19 protein-coding genes are annotated in these 20,010 nt (G+C 52.6%); 11 read left to right on the plus strand and 8 right to left on the minus strand.

Annotated features, from left to right (window positions below):
* Positions 1-12 precede the first annotated feature (12 nt).
* Positions 13-735 (plus strand): 6-phosphogluconolactonase, encoded by a 723-nt coding sequence (pgl, locus tag Q4E93_RS27435; RefSeq protein ID WP_303590847.1) that lies wholly within the window; start codon positions 13-15, stop codon positions 733-735.
* Here pgl and Q4E93_RS27440 read toward each other — a convergent pair.
* From Q4E93_RS27440 to Q4E93_RS27465, 6 genes are all read right to left on the minus strand, one after another.
* On the minus strand, positions 693-1,667 hold the full coding sequence (locus Q4E93_RS27440; protein ID WP_303590849.1) for a glycosyltransferase family 2 protein: 975 nt from the start codon (positions 1,665-1,667) through the stop codon (positions 693-695). The two genes, pgl and Q4E93_RS27440, sit on opposite strands and share 43 nt — an antisense overlap.
* A 38-nt stretch (positions 1,668-1,705) precedes the next feature.
* The gene (locus Q4E93_RS27445; RefSeq protein ID WP_303590851.1) at positions 1,706-2,008 is read right to left on the minus strand and encodes a Dabb family protein; all 303 of its coding nucleotides are present in this window, start codon (positions 2,006-2,008) and stop codon (positions 1,706-1,708) included.
* 10 nt (positions 2,009-2,018) lie between these two features.
* Positions 2,019-2,414 carry a DUF2251 domain-containing protein gene (locus Q4E93_RS27450; RefSeq protein WP_303590853.1) on the minus strand — a complete coding sequence of 132 codons (396 nt, stop codon included), beginning with the start codon at positions 2,412-2,414 and terminating at the stop codon, positions 2,019-2,021.
* A 4-nt stretch (positions 2,415-2,418) separates the two neighbouring features.
* A complete protein-coding gene (locus tag Q4E93_RS27455) occupies positions 2,419-3,600 on the minus strand; it encodes an N-acetylmuramoyl-L-alanine amidase family protein (protein WP_303590855.1) in 1,182 nt (393 codons plus the stop codon).
* A 113-nt stretch (positions 3,601-3,713) separates the two neighbouring features.
* Positions 3,714-5,507, minus strand: coding sequence for an acyl-CoA dehydrogenase FadE (locus Q4E93_RS27460; RefSeq protein WP_303590857.1), 1,794 nt, complete (start codon positions 5,505-5,507; stop codon positions 3,714-3,716).
* A gap of 41 nt (positions 5,508-5,548) precedes the next feature.
* A complete protein-coding gene (locus tag Q4E93_RS27465; RefSeq protein WP_303590859.1) occupies positions 5,549-5,989 on the minus strand; it encodes a MarR family winged helix-turn-helix transcriptional regulator in 441 nt (146 codons plus the stop codon).
* A gap of 165 nt (positions 5,990-6,154) precedes the next feature.
* On the opposite strand from Q4E93_RS27465, the gene Q4E93_RS27470 reads away from it, so the two are divergent.
* From Q4E93_RS27470 to Q4E93_RS27485, 4 genes are read left to right on the plus strand one after another with little or no spacing between them, the layout of a single operon-like run.
* Positions 6,155-7,357 carry an SGNH/GDSL hydrolase family protein gene (locus Q4E93_RS27470; protein WP_303590861.1) on the plus strand — a complete coding sequence of 401 codons (1,203 nt, stop codon included), beginning with the start codon at positions 6,155-6,157 and terminating at the stop codon, positions 7,355-7,357.
* A 47-nt stretch (positions 7,358-7,404) separates the two neighbouring features.
* Entirely contained in the window at positions 7,405-8,217 is an 813-nt protein-coding gene (locus tag Q4E93_RS27475; RefSeq protein WP_303590863.1) for an alpha/beta fold hydrolase, read from the plus strand.
* 50 nt (positions 8,218-8,267) lie between these two features.
* Positions 8,268-9,434, plus strand: coding sequence for a glycosyltransferase (locus tag Q4E93_RS27480; protein ID WP_303590864.1), 1,167 nt, complete (start codon positions 8,268-8,270; stop codon positions 9,432-9,434).
* Complete coding sequence (locus Q4E93_RS27485) at positions 9,431-10,522, plus strand: ABC transporter permease (protein ID WP_303590865.1); 1,092 nt, start codon at positions 9,431-9,433, stop codon at positions 10,520-10,522. Before Q4E93_RS27480 ends, Q4E93_RS27485 begins: the two co-directional genes overlap by 4 nt.
* On the opposite strand, the gene Q4E93_RS27490 is transcribed toward Q4E93_RS27485, so the two are convergent.
* Positions 10,519-10,929: a hypothetical protein gene (locus Q4E93_RS27490; RefSeq protein ID WP_303590866.1), complete on the minus strand. Its 411-nt coding sequence runs from the start codon at positions 10,927-10,929 to the stop codon at positions 10,519-10,521. The genes Q4E93_RS27485 and Q4E93_RS27490 overlap by 4 nt on opposite strands.
* Positions 10,930-10,961: 32 nt before the next feature.
* The gene (locus Q4E93_RS27495) at positions 10,962-11,432 is read right to left on the minus strand and encodes an Lrp/AsnC ligand binding domain-containing protein (RefSeq protein WP_303590867.1); all 471 of its coding nucleotides are present in this window, start codon (positions 11,430-11,432) and stop codon (positions 10,962-10,964) included.
* 844 nt (positions 11,433-12,276) lie between these two features.
* Between Q4E93_RS27495 and Q4E93_RS27500 the strand changes: the two genes are divergently transcribed.
* From Q4E93_RS27500 to Q4E93_RS27525, 6 genes are all read left to right on the plus strand, one after another.
* A complete protein-coding gene (locus tag Q4E93_RS27500) occupies positions 12,277-12,795 on the plus strand; it encodes an RNA polymerase sigma-70 factor (RefSeq protein ID WP_303590868.1) in 519 nt (172 codons plus the stop codon).
* 53 nt (positions 12,796-12,848) lie between these two features.
* Positions 12,849-13,904 carry a FecR family protein gene (locus Q4E93_RS27505; RefSeq protein WP_303590869.1) on the plus strand — a complete coding sequence of 352 codons (1,056 nt, stop codon included), beginning with the start codon at positions 12,849-12,851 and terminating at the stop codon, positions 13,902-13,904.
* Between the two features lie 105 nt (positions 13,905-14,009).
* Positions 14,010-17,108 (plus strand): SusC/RagA family TonB-linked outer membrane protein, encoded by a 3,099-nt coding sequence (locus Q4E93_RS27510; RefSeq protein WP_303590870.1) that lies wholly within the window; start codon positions 14,010-14,012, stop codon positions 17,106-17,108.
* A gap of 20 nt (positions 17,109-17,128) precedes the next feature.
* Positions 17,129-18,724 (plus strand): RagB/SusD family nutrient uptake outer membrane protein, encoded by a 1,596-nt coding sequence (locus Q4E93_RS27515; protein WP_303590871.1) that lies wholly within the window; start codon positions 17,129-17,131, stop codon positions 18,722-18,724.
* A gap of 107 nt (positions 18,725-18,831) precedes the next feature.
* The gene (gene trmB, locus Q4E93_RS27520; RefSeq protein WP_303590872.1) at positions 18,832-19,554 is read left to right on the plus strand and encodes a tRNA (guanosine(46)-N7)-methyltransferase TrmB; all 723 of its coding nucleotides are present in this window, start codon (positions 18,832-18,834) and stop codon (positions 19,552-19,554) included.
* Entirely contained in the window at positions 19,551-19,748 is a 198-nt protein-coding gene (locus Q4E93_RS27525; protein ID WP_303590873.1) for a C1orf53 family protein, read from the plus strand. Before trmB ends, Q4E93_RS27525 begins: the two co-directional genes overlap by 4 nt.
* Positions 19,749-20,010: the final 262 nt, after the last annotated feature.

Here is a 20,010-nt window from a genome sequence, read left to right on the forward strand (position 1 = left end):
AAACTACTACCAGTGGAGCTACACAAATTCAGGGATGCCGAAGCCTTAAGTGAAGCCGTCGCCAAATGGATCGCAGACGTCATCGCGGCGACGCTGAAAAGACAACCCCGGTTCACCATCGCCCTCTCGGGCGGCAGCACGCCGGAACGCCTCCATAAGATCCTGGCCGCCGCTCCGTATAAAGAGCAGATCGACTGGTCGAAGCTGCACATCTTCTGGGGTGACGAACGGGCCGTTCCTTTCCAGGACAGCCGCAACAATGCGAAGATGGCTTTCGAGACGCTATTGAACCATGTCCCCGTGCCGGCCGCGCACATCCATGTCATGCGCACCGACATCTCACCCGAGCAGTCGGCCACCGAATACGAAAAGATCCTGCATCAATATTTTGGAGAGAAAGGCCCCAGCTTCGACCTCGTCCTGCTGGGCATGGGTGACGACGGCCACACCCTCTCCCTTTTCCCGGGAACAGCCGTGGTGCATGAAGAAAAGGTTTGGGTGACCTCCTTTTTCCTGAAAGCCCAGGACATGCATCGCATCACGCTCACCCGCCCCATCGTAAACAGGGCGGCACGCATCGCCTTCCTGACGACAGGACCCAAAAAAGCCCACGCTTTAAAAGAAGTATTGAAAGGAGAATATCATCCCGACCTGTACCCGTCACAAACCATCATGCCGCAGGCCGGCGAGCTTCACTGGTTCGTGGACGACGCGGCAGCAGCAGAATTGTCCTGATCACCCGCCCACCAGGACCACCATCCTCCGCCCAGGGACCGGCGCCGGCAGTCCCCGACCTTGCCCATATGTCCCAACGTCCTGGCCGCCAGGGTAATATGGTATCGGAACATGGGCAGCTTCAAGGTGCAGATGGCAAGGACTGCCCGCACAGCATGCCGCAACGTACGGCGCGCAATAAAGGCGCGATAGCCCGGCCTGCGGATGTTACACGCATAGATCAGGATCCTCACCCACTCCTTTTTCATCTGTTGCGGCAAAGTAACAGCGCCGGGACGCGACTCCCGGTCATGACGGATCCGGGCCTTCGTAAAAACGCCGATGCCAAAATCCCAATAGCGCACACGTTGCGCATAATTGTCGTCCTCCCCATAATGGAAAAAGACAGGATCGAAGCCGCCCGTCCGCCGAAGACAATCAGCCGTGATCAACCAGGCAGCCGCATTGACAAAATCCGTCCGCACAAGCGTTTGCTCTCCCTTTTCCAGCAGGATGCCTTCCGCCCAGTCCGTGACAGCGCTCCGGAGAAAATATTCCAGGAAATTGGCGTCCATCGCAGTACCCTTCCCGTTGAGATGCAGCGGGCTGATGATCCCCAGCGACGGGTCTGCAGCATGCACCCCGATCAGGGCCCCGATCGTCTCCGGCTCCACGAAAGCATCCTGGTTCAGCAGGAACACATAGTCCGCCCCCTCGTCCACCGCCTTTTTCATCCCGATATTGTTCGCCTGTCCAAACCCGAGATTACGGGGGCTCGCCGTCACCTCCACTTCGGGGTAACGCTCCCGGATAAAATCGATCGTACCATCCGTCGACCCGTTGTCGATGATATGGATACGGCTGGGATAAATACTGCGCTGAACACTTTTCAGACAATCATCTATCCACTTAAGACCATTGTACGTAACAATGATGGTAATTACAGTTTTCAAAATATAACCTTCGGAATAACAAATATTAAGCCATAACCTTACGCATCTATCGAGTCGTAAACCACCACCTTACTCCACAAAGGCGAACACTCTTTTACAAATTGCAGATGGATAGGGTCCACCTGGTAACTGTCCTGGTCCTCCGGCGTATCGAAGATCAGCATCCAGCTGACGGAATAGCTATTGTCGATGACACCCCGGTCGGTAGCGGCCGGTACACCGATATGATGCTGCCGTATAGTGCCCACCTTCGACAGCTTCCGCAACCCGGCCACCAACGCTGCACGGTCTTCCACCCGCTCCGGGTGCTGCAGCCAGAAATAAACATGATGTACAAACATATAATGGTATTTAAAACAGCCCCTGGATCAATTCATTCGTCAGCTTCCTTTCTCCCTTGGTCCATATCGCGTTGGGAGGAGGGAACTCATTGATATTATACCCGCCCTGCGCGACAAAATCAAAGACGGCATGACAATACCCATCCAGCACCAGGGCGCATTTCAGCCAGTCCTTCGACCATACGATCATCAGCTTGGACCTGCCGATCTCATTGCCTTCATAAATATGCAGCGCATCCAGTATCCGCAACCCGCCACCTTCCTTATCCTTCTCCACGGCATAGAAATAGCCGGTCTCTCCGTCATCCTCGAAGACCACCCCAAACTGGTTCTCGGGAGAAAAACTTTCCAAAAAATTGTCCTCCCCCGGAACAAGGTCCAACTCCTGCATCAGGTATCCGTTCATACGTTTATTTTAATTGGTTCAGCCAGTCCACGATGCCCAGGTAGATCTTACCCGCCACCGCTTTATGGAATTTCGGGCTCAGGATCTTCTTCTCGTCTTCCGGGTTACTGAGAAAAGCCACTTCCACCAGGGCGTTTGGAAAGTCCGTGAGCCCGCTGAGCGAAAAATTGAAATTTCCCACATTGCCGTATTCCTTTAGCTTCAAGGAGAGCATTTGATTCAAGATCGTCACGCTCAGGGGGCGGAAGCCGATATACCGGTAATAGGTACTCGTACCCTGTACGGTATCATGGCTGGCGGAATTGAGGTGGATACTCACCAGCAGATGCGGGTTGAATTGTTTCAACATTTCCATCCGCTCCGGCATGGACAGGGAAGTATCCTTCGTGCGGGTCATAAAGACGTTCTTTACCCCCATTTTCTTCAATGTTTTCTGCACCTCGGTGGCGATCAGCAATGTATAATTCTTCTCCAGGACATGGCTGTTGACGCCGTCGGCGCCTGCATTATCACCCCCATGGCCCGCATCTATGGCGATCCGTAGCTTTTTGATATCCAGCACCGCGGGCTGACGCTTTACCCTTACCATCAGCCTCCTGCCCGTGCTGTCATATTCCAGGCTGAAACCCCAGTGCTGGCTATGCTTCAGCTGAATATACACCCGCAATACATCATCCTCCACCTGCTCATACCAGGTGTTCTTTATCTCCTTCACCGTACGCAGCTGCGAGATCCAGTTGGTATTGCTGGTGACGCCAAAAATATCCACCGCGATCCTGGAAGGATCGATCATTTGAAAAGCATGATAAGGCATCCGCTCGTCCAGGCTGATCGCGACAAGATCCACAGCGGTATCCCCGTAAACTTTTATATTGCCGCTGAGATGGGTATTGTGCGCCGCACGACGGACAGGCTGCTTGTAGAAAGGGACAACACTCGTCCTGGCTATATATGCGGAATGCGCGGCAGACAGCTGGATCTTATAATCCGTACCAAAGCTGTCCACGATCTTCACCAGGACATTCGAGTCGAGAAAACCCAGCTTGGCGCCCCCGAGTCGATCGTCTCCGATGCCATATTCCATAAAAGGGAATTTCCCCGTAGTACGGGCCCACCATACGCTGTCCTGGGAATAGACGGACAGTCCGCTCAGCAAAAAAAGAAGGTAAAATACGACAAACCGCATCTTCAAAGATAATACCTGCAAACGAAAAAGGCCGCCCTACTTTATTTAGTAGGGGGCCTCATCGCTCTCATGTGTGACTCGCCTATCACCCCGCTCAAAGGGGCGTTAAAAAACTATAAAGGATATTTATTATCCGCTATCAGCTTTGCCGAGATCCTCCTCCTGGCTTCCTTGCTGTTGAAAGGCTCCGTCTTGGTGAACCGTTTCAACCCCAATAGCATCATGCGTTGCTCATCTCCATCGGCAAATGCGTTGATGGCATCCCGGCCGGCCTTATTGATCTGGTCGGCCGCGTCGTACAGGTAGGTGCGCACGATATCCAGCTCGAATGCACAGGCCGCCTCTCCCCGCTGGTCCACCAGCTTCTCAGCCCTTAACAGGGAGCTTTCGGCGATAAAGGTCGCCATCGCCATGTCCGCTATATTCATCAATACCTCCTGTTCATTTTCCAACTTTGTCATCAGCTTCTGCACAGCTCCGCCGGCCGTCATCAAAATAGCTTTCTTGAAGTTGCGGATCGCCTTCTTCTCCCTGGCAAAAGGCGTTTCATCATCGTTGCCGAATTCCGGTATGCTCATCAATTCCTTCGACACCGCCATGGCAGGGCCCATGATATCCAATCTGCCCTTCATGGCACGCTTCAGCACCATATCCACCGTCAGCAGCCGGTTGATCTCGTTCGTACCCTCGTAGATCCGGTTGATCCGGCTGTCACGATAGGCTTTCGAAATGGTATATTCATCGCTGTACCCATTGCCACCATGCACCTGCACACCCTCGTCCACGACAAAGTCAAGCGCTTCACTGCCGAATACTTTCAATATGGCGCACTCGATGGCGTACTCCTCCGCGGCGCCCAGCAGCGCCTCGTTGAACGGCTTGCCCGCAGCCACCAGCTCCACTTCTTTGTCGTCGATCCATTTAGCCGTACGATACAGGGCGCTTTCCCCCGTCCAGATCTGGATGGCCATCTCCGCCAGCTTATGTTTTATCGCGCCGAAATTGGCGATCGCCGTCTTGAACTGTTCCCGGGTATTGGCGTACTGGACAGTAATGCTCAGCGCCCGCTTTGCTCCACCCAGCGCGGCAGCACACAGCTTCAGCCTGCCTATGTTTAAAATATTGAATGCGATGACATGTCCCTTTCCGATCTCTCCCAAATGGTTTTCCACCGGCACCTTGCAGTCCTGGAAATACAATTGCACCGTGCTGCTGCCCTTGATCCCCATCTTGTGCTCTTCCGGTCCCTGGGTAAATCCCTCGAAGCCTCTCTCCACGATAAACGCGGAGAACTTGTCCCCGTCGATCTTTGCAAAGACAGTGTATACGTCCGCAAAGCCGCCATTGGTGATCCAGCATTTTTGACCATTCAGGAGATAGTGCTTCCCGTCGGCAGTAAGCTTCGCCGTGGTCTTGGCGCCCAGCGCGTCACTGCCGCTGTTGGGTTCCGTCAATCCATACGAGCCCTTCCATTCACCGCTGGCCAGCTTGGGGATATATTTCTTCTTCTGCTCCGGTGTGCCGAAATAAAGAATGGGTAAAGTGCCGATGCCCGTATGCGCGGAAACCCCTACGGAAAAAGAAAAGCCGCCGCCCAGTCCTTCATTCACCAGCGTAGCCGTGATAAAATCCTTCCCCAATCCCCCGAACTCCTCCGGCACCGCCACCCCCAGCAGTCCCTGCTCACCGGCCTTTTGAATGAGCGAAGGCATCAGCCCCTGCTCCAGCTTGTCTATACGATCGATGACAGGCAAAACTTCCGTATCCAGGAAAGCATTGCACATATCTTTCACCATTTGCTGCTCTTCGTTGAAATCTTCAGGAATGAAGGTCTCAAAAGCATTGCTTTCTTTTATCAGCCATTCAGCTCCTTTGAGAGCTTGTTTTTTGTCGGTTGAGGCGCCCATAAGAAAACAGTTTATTGAATGAAAAAATTGATTCCGATCCTTTACCGAAGGTTATCATACACTACCTGCAGAACCTCTTTACAGATCTCTATCCTGTCCTGCGGCACACCTTCCAACGCCTCGTTCAGCGTGGCCTCCGCCAACCCCATCGTCTCCTCCTGCAGTTTCTGCGCCTGCTTCGTCAGGTAGATAAGGTTGATCCGGCGATCATTGCCGGAAGGCACCCGCTTCACCAACTGCAGCTTCTCCAGGTTGTCCACCAGCCGCGTAATGCTGGGCTTGTCCCGGAATGTGGCATTACATAGCTCCTGCTGGCTTTTACCATCCTCCTTCCATAAATGGTACAATACGCTCCACTGCTCGATGGTGATCTTCAGGCCCGCCGTATTGAACTTCTTCTGCAGGTTGCGGGCAATGGCCGTGCTGGCCTTCCCCGTAATGAAACTATATAATTCACCTTTCTTAAACTGGTTGTTTGGCATATAGTTAGTTAAACAACTAAATGAAATTACTACTATTTTCCGGATCGGCAAAGTGGTCGAAAAAATTTTTTGGAGGTGGCCGCGACTGCATTTTGACTGCGTGGTCAAAGCATATATTTAAATATCCTTCCCTTCTGTTTCTTGCAACCCTAAAAACCTTTCGCTATGCGTAATTACCTGTACATTATCGCACTAGGCATTATTATGCCCATTTTTTCCTCCGCCCAGACAAAGCTTAGGATCGCTGTCATCGGTTCTTCCACCGCAGCAGGCACAGGCGCCTCTCCGGCCGATAGTTCCTGGGTCAACCGCTTTAAAGCCTATTGTAAGTCCCTGGGCAGGCTGGACTCCCTGGACAACCGCGCCCTGGGAGGAACAACTACTTTCAATGGATTGCCTGGCGCCGCCGACACGACCCGTAACATCACCCATGCAGTGAACTTTAATCCGGACATCGTTCTCATCAGCTACCCGACCAATGATGCCGTAGCCGACATTCCATTGTCGACGTATCTCGCCAATCTCCGTACGATGTACAACATCGTGGTAGCCGCCGGTAAAAAATGTTATGTGTGCTCCACCCAGCCCCGGAACCTTTCCAACCACGGGCAACAGCTCACGCTGCAAATAGGAAAAGACTCCATCCTGGCTGAATTTCCCGGTCATAGTTTTGATTTCTTCGATCCGCTGGTAGCCCCGAGTTCATTGGACATTAACCCGATCTATACACCCGATGGCATTCATCCCAACAATGCCGGTCACCGCCTGCTTTACCAGGTGGTCCTGAGCGCGAATATCCTGCCGCCGATCCCGCCGCTGGCCCTCTTATTCGAAAGCTTCGCCGGCCACCGGACAAAACAAGGCATCGAGCTGGACTGGAAAGCCGCCGCCCAGGGCAGCACGGAAGATTTCATCGTACAACGGAGCGAGGACGGATCGCCCTACCGTGATATCGACGATCAAAAAGCAGTGCCCTCCGCACCCGCACAGGAATATTCCTTTACGGACAAGGTCCCGCTGGCCACCCGGGCTTTCTATCGGCTGAAGATCGTGGTCGATGGAACGCCCGCCTTCTCAAATGTTGTCCTTTTTGATCCCGACCATAAAAAATTCGGCATTCAACGTTTTTACACCCGGGATGGATACAGCAGCGTCAACGCCGAGATCAGCCTTCCAAAAGACCAGGTGATCCTGCTCACCATTCTCAGCGCCACCGGCCGGCCCGTGAAGCAACAGTCCTACACGTGCAGGGCGCCCTCGGCCATGCTCACGGCCTACTTACCGCCGCTCGCCGCCGGCGTTTACTTCCTGAAGATCTCCACGGCCGACGGAGACCAGATCGTACAGTCTTTTGCCTTCCGACCGTGAGCATTTCATTACAAGTATGTAGATTTAACCCGCAGTAACGGTTAAATATGCATACCTCATTTATCACATTCGGATCATCCAGGGTCAGCTATTCCCGGTGGGGCAACGGCCCTCAGGTGCTGCTCTGCTTTCACGGCTATGGCGAGTCGGCCGCCGGCTTCTCCTTTCTCGGAGAGGCGCTGGGCGATGCGTTCACCGTCTTCGCCATCGATCTTCCCTTTCACGGCTCCACGGAATGGCAGAACGGGCTTTCTTTTACCATCGATGACCTGGTAACGCTCCTCACTGTCATGACGGCCGGCCAGCCGCTGTCCGCATCATGGTGGCTGATGGGCTATAGCATGGGCGGCCGCATCGCGCTCAGCCTGATGGAGAAAATGCCGGAAAAGATCCAGCGCCTCATCCTGGTGGCGCCGGATGGACTAAAGCTGAATTTCTGGTACTGGCTGGCCACACAAACAGGCCCGGGACGGCGGCTCTTCCGGTGGACCATCCATCACCCCGGCTGGTTCCTGGCAACACTCCGCGCAGGCAATGCCCTTCGGCTGGTGAACCTCAGCATCTACAAGTTCGTCGTCTCCTATATCGGAGATGCACAGGTGCGCAGGGACCTTTACAGCCGCTGGATCTCCCTCCACAGCTTCAGACCCCATATCGACACCGTTACAAGCTACATTCGCAGGCAGGAGTTGCCCGTACGATTGCTGTATGGCCGCTATGACCGTGTCATTCGGGTGGAGACAGGACGGCGTTTTTGTGCAGCCATCGCCCCCTTCTGCAAGCTGGAGGTGCTCGACGTCGGCCATCGCCTGCTGCAGGCCCGGCACCTGGAGACGCTGCTTTCCCTCCTAAAAGAATAAGCCACCCATCCACCTAAGGACAAGTTCGCCTATATTTACCCCCCGGTAACATGTTTGTCCTCACCATCATATCCCTGCTGCTGCTAACCCTTTACGGTGGGCTGATCCTGTGGTACCGCCAGGCATGGAGCACCACGCCCCAATGGTCGCCGCCGGCCACGGCAAAGCCCCCGCAGACCCGTATCACCGTGCTGGTGCCCGCCCGCAATGAAGAAAAGAATATCCTCACGTGCCTCCAGTCCCTTTCCCTCCAATCCTACCCCCGCCACCTGTTTGACGTCATTGTCATCGACGATCATTCTGCGGATAGCACCGCGCGGCTGGTAAAGGAATTTGCCGCCACCGCACCCTTTTCACTCACCTGCCGCTCGCTCTCAGACCATACGGGTCCTGTCCTTGCCTATAAAAAGTTCGCCATCGAGACCGGCGTCCTCGCCGCCAGGGGCAGCCTCATCGTCACCACCGACGCCGATTGCTGGTTCACCCCCGACTGGCTGAAGACGATCGCCGCTTATCACGAGGCCACCGGCGCAAAATTCATAGCCGCTCCCGTCCGCATCGCATACCAGCGCAGCGGCAGGAGCCATTCCGGCTTCCTGTTCCTCCTGCAAACCCTCGACTTCATTACCCTCCAGGGTATCACCGCAGCCTCCGTGGCCCGCCGGTTCCATTCCATGTGCAATGGCGCCAACCTGGCCTATGAGAAAAAAGCTTTTGAAGAGGTGGAAGGTTTCAGGGACATCGATCGGCTGCCCTCCGGAGATGATATGCTGTTGATGCATAAGATCTACCTGCGGCATCCTGACAAGGTCTTCTTCCTGAAAAGCCGACCCGCCATCGTGTCCACCCAGCCGGAACGAAGCTGGAAAGGCTTCGTCAACCAACGCATCCGCTGGGCAAGCAAAGCCGCCAGCTATGACGACCGGCGGATCTTCTGGGTGCTGTTGCTGGTGTACCTGATCAACCTGCTTTTCCCTGTCCTCCTGCTGGCCGCCTGGTGGAATACCTGGTATCTATGGCTGCTGCTGCTGCTGGGCCTGGTAAAGACTTTTCTTGAATACCCTTTCGTCCGCTCCGTCGCAGGCTTCTTCGGACAACAGCGCCTGATGGTCTATTTCCCGGCCTTGCAGCCATTCCACATAGCCTATACTGTTATCATCGGGTGGCTGGGCCAGTTTGGCAGCTATAAATGGAAAGACCGAAAAGTAAAGAAATGAGTGCTAATCGAAATACCTGGCGCCGCCTGCTCCGCAACAAAGGCGCTATTTTTGGACTGATCATCATCGGTGCCGCCCTTGTCGTGGCGGTCACTGCCTATTTCATCGCCCCTGACTCCTCTCCCGATGCCAATCGTATGATCGTCGAGATAGGTGGACGCAAACCAGGCTTCCAACAACAATTCCTGCGGCTGCCAAAGGACAGGAGACAGTCTCCCCCTTCTTTTTTTCAACAGCTGCTCTCCGGCGAGGCGGACCGATATTACTACATCCCCATCAACAGCTACACCGCCCAATCGGACAGCCTCGTGGTGCAGAAATACGTGGACGAAGGCGTGGAAGAAAGAATAAGCTTCCCCATGAGCATCATCAGGATCAACAGCGCTCCTTTCCGCAACCCTTACAACGTGGAAACCCGCACCTTTCTCCTCGGCACGGATAAGTATGGCCGTGATATTTTAAGCAGGTTGCTCGTTGGCGTCCGGGTAAGCCTCGCCGTAGGACTGGTCACGGTATTGATCTCACTCAGCGTCGGCGTGCTGCTGGGCGCCCTGGCAGGCTATTTCCGGGGTAAGGTGGACGAGACCATCCTCTGGCTGATCAATGTCATCTGGAGCATCCCCACACTGCTGCTGGTCTTTGCCATCACGCTGATGCTGGGGAAAGGATTCTGGCAGGTGTTCATCGCCATTGGACTGACACTCTGGGTAAATGTGGCCAGGATCATCCGGGGCCAGGTGCTGGCCGTCAGAGAAAGAGAATTTGTAGAAGCCGCCCGCGCCCTGGGCTATTCCCACAGCCGCATACTCTTTCTTCATATCCTGCCCAATGTCATGGGACCCGTTTGGGTCGTATGTGCCTCCAATTTCGCCTCCGCCATCGTCATCGAAGCCGGCCTGAGCTTCTTAGGCGTAGGCGTACAGCCCCCTCAACCCAGCTGGGGACTGATGATCAAGGAGAATTATAATTTCATCATCACCCATAACCCCATGCTGGCGCTGGCGCCGGGACTGGCTATCATGCTGCTGGTGCTGGCATTCAACCTCCTGGGAAATGGACTGCGCGACGCGCTGGATGTAAGGACCTAACCTTTTTGTGTAAATCGATAGCTGCCCGTCCACGTATTGGAAGGCGTACTGTTGGATTTCACCGTGACGGTAACAACATTCAGGTCGCCCAGGGCCTGACCCGTAATGGTAAAATCATTGGAGGCCGTCGTCGTACTCTTCGAGGTGGAAAAGAAAGTGGTGGAGCTGCCGTCCTTTGCTGCTGCAACGGAAATAGTAACGCCAGCCGCAGGCATCGTGGATGTAATGGTTACATTCAGGTTGAAGGGCGCCAGGGCAGGAGCCACAACAGTGCCGTTTGCCGGGTTCATGGTCACTGCCAGGGTAGCTTCAGGGGTGCTTTTACCGCCGCCACAGCCCCATACCATGGGGACCAGCGCAATGATCAGTAAGGCCAGTATGCCTTTTGAGGCAAATCGTTGCTTCATAAGTGAATCGTATTGATCAGACAATTTAACGACTATTCTTTAAAGACCTGTACATTCCGGCTAAAACTTTCGTCGAGGGAAATAAAGGTCTCCGTACGTTCGATACCCTTGATCTTCTGCAGCTCATCATGCAGCACATAACGCAGCTGGTTGATATCCTTACAGGCGATCTCCGCAAACATGCTGTAATTCCCCGTCGTGTAGTTCAACCGCACGATCTCCGGTATCTTTTGCAGTTCCCGGGCAACACTGTCATATAAAGAACTCTTTTCCAGGTAGATCCCAATAAAGGCGATGACATCGTACCCCAATTGTTTCAGATCTACATGTAATTTTGTACCTTTAACGACAGCCAGCTCCTGTAATTTCTTGATCCGTACATGGATTGTACCTCCCGAAACGAATAGTTTTTTGCCTAATTCCGCATAGGAGATTTCCGCATTGTCCATCATTTCATGGATTATCTGCAAATCCAATTTGTCGAGATTCAATTTTACCGCCATCTTGAATAGTGTTTTTAAATTTTCTCTACAGCAGAATGCAAATATTTGAATAATTTTGAAAACACAAAAATTTTTATTGAAAAAACACGAAAAATTGGCCTATTTCTTTAATTTTACATCAAAGCAGCTCTTTTTAGAAGCCGATACTGTGGGATGATGGAATCTTTGGCAGACATGCCCTCTTGTCTCGGGGGTGGAGAATCGGGATAAACATAGTGTAATGCCGGATCTGGCTCACGCCGGGTTCGACTGGGGTTGACCACCACAGATTGCGCTACAGCTAACCGCTCCGTGGAGGTTCGAGTCCTCCTCCTACAGCCACCGGACCCTCTGCAGGGTCCACCAATATCACAATGTGGAGTGATGAAACTTGGCAGACATGCCCTCTTGTCTCGGGGGTGGGGATCCAGGATAAACATAGTGTAATGCCGGGTCCGGCTTCCACCGGATTCGACTGGGGTTGACCACCACAGATTGCGCTACGGCTAACTGCCCCGTGGAGGTTCGAATCCTCCCTCTACAGCAAACTTTAATCGATAGCCCCGCCTGAAAAGGCGGGGATTTTTCATTCCGGGAGCTGGGTGAGCTCGCTCACCAAAGCGGACGGGATGAAAAATCTCCAGGCGCGCCAGCGCCTGGGCTATCGATTGACGTTTAGCCTCCCCCCTAAGAGGATCGCCGAAGGCAATCCTCCCTTGCCCAAACACATTAACATCCCCTCCACGCACATAATCAAATTTCTCCATATCTTAGCCAAACCATATCCCACATACACTCTTAATATAAACATAACCAAACACGATTGCGAGATCCGGACATTTGACCAGAACTTTGCGCCACTGCTATGACCCAGGTGAAAGAGATAATAGAAGGCAACAGATTAATCTACAGTAAAGTTTTTGAGGAATACCATCTTAAACTTTACCAGTACATATATAGATATACCCAATCCGCCTACCTCGCAGAAGAGACAGTCCAGCTTACCTTCGTCAAACTATGGGAAAAAAGAGAAGGTCTGTCAGAACAATACGACATCTCCACCCAACTGTTCAGGATCGCCAAAAGCACCCTCATCGACCTCCTTCGCAAGGAAAAGGTCCGGGAAACACAGGAACTTTCAGATACGTTCATCGCGGGTCCTCAGGAGCATGAAAAGTACTCCTATAAAGAAGAGCTCCAGCATGTCCTTTCCGCTATAGAACAGCTGCCCGCCCAAAGCAGGCAGGTATTTAAATTAAGCCGCCTCGGCGACCTTTCCCACAAAGAGATCAGCGCGCACCTTTCCATCTCTCCCAAAACCATTGAAGGCCACATCACCAGGGCGCTGAAATACCTCAGGAAAGGCCTCATTTCCCTTTTTTAAAAAAAATCTTCGCAGAGACCGGGGGATATTCCCCGCTCATACGAATACAATATATGAGCATCCCAGATCAATTGATAGAGCGTTTTTTCCAGGGCGGCTGCACCGAAGAAGAACGGCAGCAGGTACAGGCGTTTTTCAACGACAACCCTGAAAAGTTAGCGCAATACCTTACCGAAGACAGCTGGGAAGCTTTCACCCCCAATGCTCTCCACGAAGCGCCAACGGAAAAAATGCGCCAGGCCATCGAAGATGAGATTGGCAAAATGCCCACGCCGGTGAGAAGGATCGGGTATGGCTGGGTGGCAGCAGCCGCGGTCATTGCCCTGACCGCCCTCTTCTTCCTGCTTTATAAGAATAAAAGCGACAATACAAAGCCGGAGACCGCATGTGCAACCCCTCCTCCGGCAAAACCACAGCCCCTGCTGAAAGATATACGCAACACCTCGTCTAAAACAAAGGCCTTCTTCCTGCCCGATGGCAGCAAGGTGGAATTATCCGCCAACAGCACCCTCTCGTTCGACAGCGCGTTCATCAATGGCCAGAGAGACATATTCCTGGAGGGCACGGCCGTCTTCACAGTAAAGAAAGACAACGTAAGACCGTTTGTCGTTCATTCAAAAGATATCTCCACCACCGCCCTGGGCACCGTCTTCAGCGTCAGCGATAAAGGCGGCCTGTTTACCACAGTCCACCTGTTCAGCGGAAGGATCGTGATCAAAAAGGAAGAAGGAAAACGCGGCGGTTCATTCGGGAATATTTACCTGGTCCCCGGTCAGCAGCTGGTTATTAACAAAGAGGATTTTTCCGTGCAGATAAAGAACACCGTTCCCCTCCTGGTCGCTAAAGCTCCCGCAGCTCCCGTCCAGTCTTCGCCGCAGCAGATCCTGAATTTTACCAACCGTCCTTTGGAAGAGATTTTCTCTCTATTGCAAAAGGAATATAATGTTTCCATTTCTTTCGATCCGGCAACGTTGCAGAACATGACCTTTACGGGCAGCCTGAACAAGGACAAGGAATCGCTGGAATCATTCTTAAACACCCTTTGCGATCTTAATGAACTATCCCTTAAAAAAATCAGCGACAACAGTTTCTCTATTCAGGTAAAATAACCCAAACACATATTCAGATCGATGACAAAGCGCATTAAAATATGCGCAAGGCAGGCTATTGTTCCAACTTTAAAAAACCTAAACATTTAAAACAAACATCAGCTTATGAATCGAATGCTAACATGGGTCTTACTACTGCTCGCCTGCTCGTTGCAGGCGATGGCCCAGCCCGCCGCCAACATGGCCACGGGCATTGTAAAGAACGAAAAGGGCGAAGCACTGGAGGGCGTCACCGTTCGCCTGGACAACGCTTCGAATGCATTTAAAAGCGCCACAACAACCAACAGCAAAGGTATCTTCAGTATCAGCAATGTACCGGCAGGCAGCAACTACCGCTTTATCCTCAGCTCCATCGGTTATGAAAACGATACCTTATCCGGATATGAAATGAAGGAGAATGGCCGCATCTCTTTAAGCATTGTCCTGCAAAATAAAAATTCAGCCCTGGATAGGGTGGTGGTAATTGGATATGGCGCTATACGTAAAAAGGACCTTTCTGCCGCCGTAGCCGAAGTGCCGGACATGGATCAGATCAAAGAGCGACCGGTGTTGGATGTGGCCAATATGATACAGGGCAAGGTCCCCGGCGTCACCGTGGTCAGCGAGGGAGGACATCCTGACAAGACCCCGAACATCGTCATCAGGGGCAAAGGCTCCCAGGGGCCCGAAGACGTATTGTTTGTAGTGGACGGCGTTCCGAATGCACCCTATAATCCAGCCGATGTGGTATCAGTCACCATCTTAAAAGATGCCGCTTCAGCCGCGATCTATGGAGCATTTTCCGGATCCGCCGGCGTCATCCTGATCACTACCCGCCAGGCTCAATCCACCCAGGGCAAGCCCAGCATAGAATATTCCGGCTTTGTCGGCGCGAAGACAGCCTGGAGACTGCCCCAGTCGCTGACAGCAGATAAAACAGCCCAGGTGGCCAACCTGGCCTATAACAACGCCGGCTTAACGCCTCTGGATGGGTGGGATGCTACTAAAAATCCATACGACCAGGTAACCCGCACCGACTGGGTCCACTCCATCTTCAGGACCGGTCTCGTTCAAAGGCATAACATTGTCATCAATTCAGGTACGGATAAGTTCTCCACCCTCTTCGCAGGCAGGTATGAGGAGAACCAGGGTACGCTGTTGAATACCTATAGCAAGAATATCTCCGGTCGCTTCAACGCCTCCTACACATTCAGTCCGAAAATAAAATTCAGGCAGGATGTGTTTTTAAACAACAACGACAACAGGGGCACCAGTACGGAAAGCGGTTACGACGGCACCATCCTCTCCGCCATTTACATGCCCCGCTCAGCCACCGTGTATTATCCTGATGGGACTTTCGGAGGCACCGTCCCCCGGGATGCACTTACCTACGCAGGTATCCATGGCGATGCCGTCAACCCTGTGGCCACCCTGCTGCGCAACAAGCCCTATAACAAGTCCACAGACATGCAATCTGTTTCAGAGCTAAGGATCGCCAATGTCATCACCGGGCTCTCCTTCTTCACACGCTTCTCCTATCGCCAGGGCAGCTCGCTGTATAAGAACTTCACCCCCAAACGTACAGAGCCGGGCAAACCGAACAATAACAACGAGCTGGACTATACCACGCATAAGACCCATAGCTGGATCTGGGAAAACACCGCTAACTACAACCGCAACATCGGAAGACATAGCATAGGTGCTATGGCCTCCACCACTTCACAGGAAGTAGCCGACATGGGTTTCTCCGCCTCTGCTAAGACTTTTGATAATGAAGCCAACTGGGCACAGTTCTTTGTCAATGCGGGCGACTTTACAGCCATCAACCCCAACGACTGGGATACGAAAGACCGCAACACGTCCTATGTCGGTAGATTATCCTATAGCTGGGCCGACCGCTACTTCCTGACAGGCAGCTACCGCTATGATATTGCAGGAAGGCTGGCCCCCGGTCATCGGGGCAAAGGACTTCCCGGCGCCACCGCAGCCTGGAAAATAAGCTCAGAGCCATTCTTTAATGTGCCAATGGTAGACTTGTTAAAAATAAGGGCCAGCTGGGGCCGCATCGGTAACCTGGGTTCAATCGGTTACTATTATGGCTATCCAACACTTACGCCCGACTATACCTACCAGGTAGGCGATGCCGCGCCCCATACACCGGCTTTTTACATGGCACAGGCCGTGAACCCCAATCTCAGCTGGGAAACGTCCGAACAAAAAGACCTGGGTCTGGATATCAGTCTGTTCAAAGAAAGACTGTTATTCACCGTGGATTATTTTAATAAGCACACTTATGACCTGATACAGACGTTGCCTAACTGGCCCTCTACCATGGGATTAAATCCTCCGTTCATCAATCAGGGAAATATCAGGAACTCGGGCATTGAGCTCACAGCCACCCTGAAAGGCACAGCCGGGAAATTGGCATATGAGGTCGGCGGCAACATAGCCACGCTGAAGAACAGAGTGGAGTACATCAATGGGAAACCAGATGGATACTGGGCGCATGGCGACTCCTGGAGAAGTGGCTCGCTTAACCCCTACCGTTCTACTGTTGGACAACCTTACTATTCTTACTGGCTGGTGAAAAGTGCCGGCATCTTCCAGACCGATAAGGAAGCCCAGGACTACGTAGGCCCCAATGGTACGCGCATTCAACCCAATGCCAAAGCAGGTGACCTGAAATTCATCGATCAAAACCACGACGGCAAGATCACCGATTCCGACAGGGTATACATGGGCAGCGCCGCCCCCAAATTCACTTATGGATTTACAGTTAACCTGCAATGGAAACGCTTTGACCTCAGCATGTTCCTGCAGGGCGTGGGCGGTGTGAAGCTGTTCCATGCTTTCAAAGAATCCACCCTTAATGGCTCGGAGCAAGGCTACAACAGGTGGGATAAGATCCTGGACGCTTGGTCCCCCTCCAACCCTCACTCCAACATCCCCATCATTTCCGCCAGCGACCACAATAATAATTTCGGTACCGCTTCCGACTGGTACCTGGAGAATGGGGATTATCTGCGCGTAAAAAGCGTGGTTATCGGGTACAATTTTCCGCAGCTTCTTAAGAACTGCAACCTACGGGTCTATGTCAGCGGCGACAACCTGTTGACGTTTACCCATTACAGCGGGATGGACCCCGAAGTAGGCGGTATAGGCCTGGACGGGGGACAATTCCCCGTATCAAGGATATACGCTGCCGGCGTAAAACTTACTTTTTAATTTTTATAATCGATCAGGATATGAAATCGACAATATTAAACTACTTATTCATTCTATCAGTGCTTGGCCTCGGTTCATGCAGTAAGAGCTGGGTAGATACCAAGCCCAATGGCACCGCATCGTCCGCCTATTTATGGGATAATGAGTCCGATGCTATTAAAGGTACCGCCGCCCTGTATGTGGCGATGAAGGACGAACCTACGTGGGGCCGCAACCTCTTTTGGATGCAAAACGCCAGCGACGACCTCATCGTAGGCAGACCCAAGGCCAAAGCAGAGAATATCAAGAATTTTGTCTGTACAGGCAATGAAGATTATATGGCCGGCGGCTGGAGCGATCTCTACTCCATGCTCAGCAAAGCCAATCAGGCGGTGGTTGGGATCAAGGCTTCCACCAGCCTGTCCACTGACTTCAAGAATCGCAGTTTAGGCGAAGCCTATTTCATGCGTGGCTTTGTCCATTTCTGGATCGCTTACCTCTGGGGCCATAAAAACCAGGGCGTCCCTTACGACAGTGCCGAAGACGTCCATTACGGACTGCGCATCGCCCCTCAGCTGCCGTCGGTTACGAACGACTATGCCATTATTGCGGCCGACCTGCAAAGGGCAGCAGATCTGCTACCCTTGTTCAGCACCTATGGCGATGCCGATAAAGGCAGGGCGCATAGAGCAGCCGCCCTTGGCTACCTGGTAAAGACCTATGCCTACTGGGCCCAGTACGACCCCAGCAAATGGGCGCTGATCCCCGATCTCTGCGACAGGATAAAGAACGAATGCGGTAGGGCATTGATCACCGGAAATGCCAACCCTGCAGACAATTACAAGGCCGTTTTCAAGATCGCCAACAACTGGAGCTCCGAATACATCTGGTCCGTCACTTCCGGTACCCAGGGCGGTTCGGAATTCGTGGGTGTAGTGCTGGAAAACACAGGCTGGGGCATTTACAACGGTTGGGGTTATTTCCAACCCACGGAAGAGCTCTATGATGAATACGAAGCCACCGATCCCCGGCGGGAAGCCACCATCCTGAAATTCGGAGACCAATTCACCTACTTCGGGCAAAACCGGAGCTATTATTCCACCAACAGCCTCTCAGGCTTCCAGATCAATAAGTATATGGAGCCCTATAGCTATGGTTCCAATGGAGATGCGTCCACGAACCCCATGATCAACCAGGACGGCAACTATCCCACCACACGGCTCAACCTGCCGCTGATGCGCTATGCCGAGATCTTGCTATTCAAGGCCGAAGCCCTTATTCAGCAAGGCAAGAGCGCCGATGCCGCCGCCCCGCTCAATGAAGTACGCGCACGGGTAGGACTTGGCCCCATCGCAGCGCCTACCATGGCCGACCTGAAACACGAACGCCGCTGTGAGCTCGCATGCGAATGGACCGATAGGTTCGAAGACCTGAAAAGATGGGGCGATGTTGCCACCATCAATGCCCCCCTGCACGGCCGCATCCATACTATTAAGACCGATCCAGCCTCTCCTTATACCATTCAGCAGGTCTGGCCCGCACGTAATTTCGACCCAGCCAAACATATGGCATGGCCCATCAATCCCGACGAGATTTCCTTAAGCAATGGCGTCTATAAACAAACGCCGGGCTGGTAATGAAAACCCCTCTCACAAAAACCCCGCAATTGCGGGGTTTTTTTTTATCCTTGGTCAAACCTTGGCCTCCCCCATCGACAGTGCCCAACTTTATTTAATTTTGCCCCATGGGCCAAAAAAAGCTGATCCGTTTCGCTGCTATCCTCACCTTCCCCAACGTCCTCCAATACCCTGAAGGCATGGCGGGAAAATGGGCGGAATTCTTCAAGAATGATCACCCCCTTACCCTGGAGCTGGCCTGCGGTAAAGGAGAATACACCGTCGGACTGGCCAGGATGTACCCACAAAGGAATTTTCTGGGCGTAGACCTGAAAGGCAATCGCATCTACATCGGCGCAAAGACAAGCCTGCGGGAAAACCTTACCAACGCCGCCTTTCTCCGTACCCAGATCGATCGCCTTCCCACCTATTTCCAGCCCGGTGAAGTGTCCGAGATCTGGCTCACCTTCCCGGACCCCCAGCTGCGAAAATCCAAAGCCCGGAAAAGACTGACCCATCCCAAGTTCCTCCGCCTCTATCAACAGATCCTCGTCCCCGGTGGGCGCATTCACCTGAAAACAGATTCACCCGTCCTCTATAATTTCACCCGCCTCGTCATCGATATGTACGGTCTCACCCTTCTCGAAAGCTCGGATAATATCCACGCCGGCCCTATCAAAGAAGAACTGAAAATAAAGACCCATTACGAAAGCCTCGACATCGCGCAAAGCAATCGCGTACATTACCTTCTCTTCACACTTCCCGCAACGCCCCTGCCAGACCTGGATGAAGCATTGCAGGAAAAGGTCCGCGAAATGGAGCCCGATGCACCCCAAATCGCCGGACAATGAACCAGCTGAAAGAAGGAGAAGACTTCTACTACGATCCCAATGGCCTGATGGTCCTCACCGCAAAATATCACCTGAAAAAAGGATATTGCTGCGGCAATGGATGCAGGCATTGCCCTTATGATTACAAGAACGTACCGGAACCACGCCGCTCGCAGCTGCTTGCAGAGCGAGGCAAAAGCCGGGACAAGTATTAATCTTATCTTGCGTAGTTCGTACCTTTGTACGAATCTCACCCAATATTCGCACCTTTATACGAACCACTAGTCCCCCGAACCTGGATTCCAGTTGCGTCCTTAGTATATGTTTTTGCAAGTTATTAAGTATTACTCATTTAAGGTTTGAATCCAATCCGGGAGCGTAAATATTCCTTAATGATAAGCCTTGGGACCGTTATTGCAATGGCAAGGGATTTTTAATTTTTGGAATATAATTTCTTTTATTTTTGTACAGTCTCTG

Source organism: Flavitalea plasmicola (assembly GCF_030546645.1).
Classification (GTDB): domain Bacteria; phylum Bacteroidota; class Bacteroidia; order Chitinophagales; family Chitinophagaceae; genus Puia.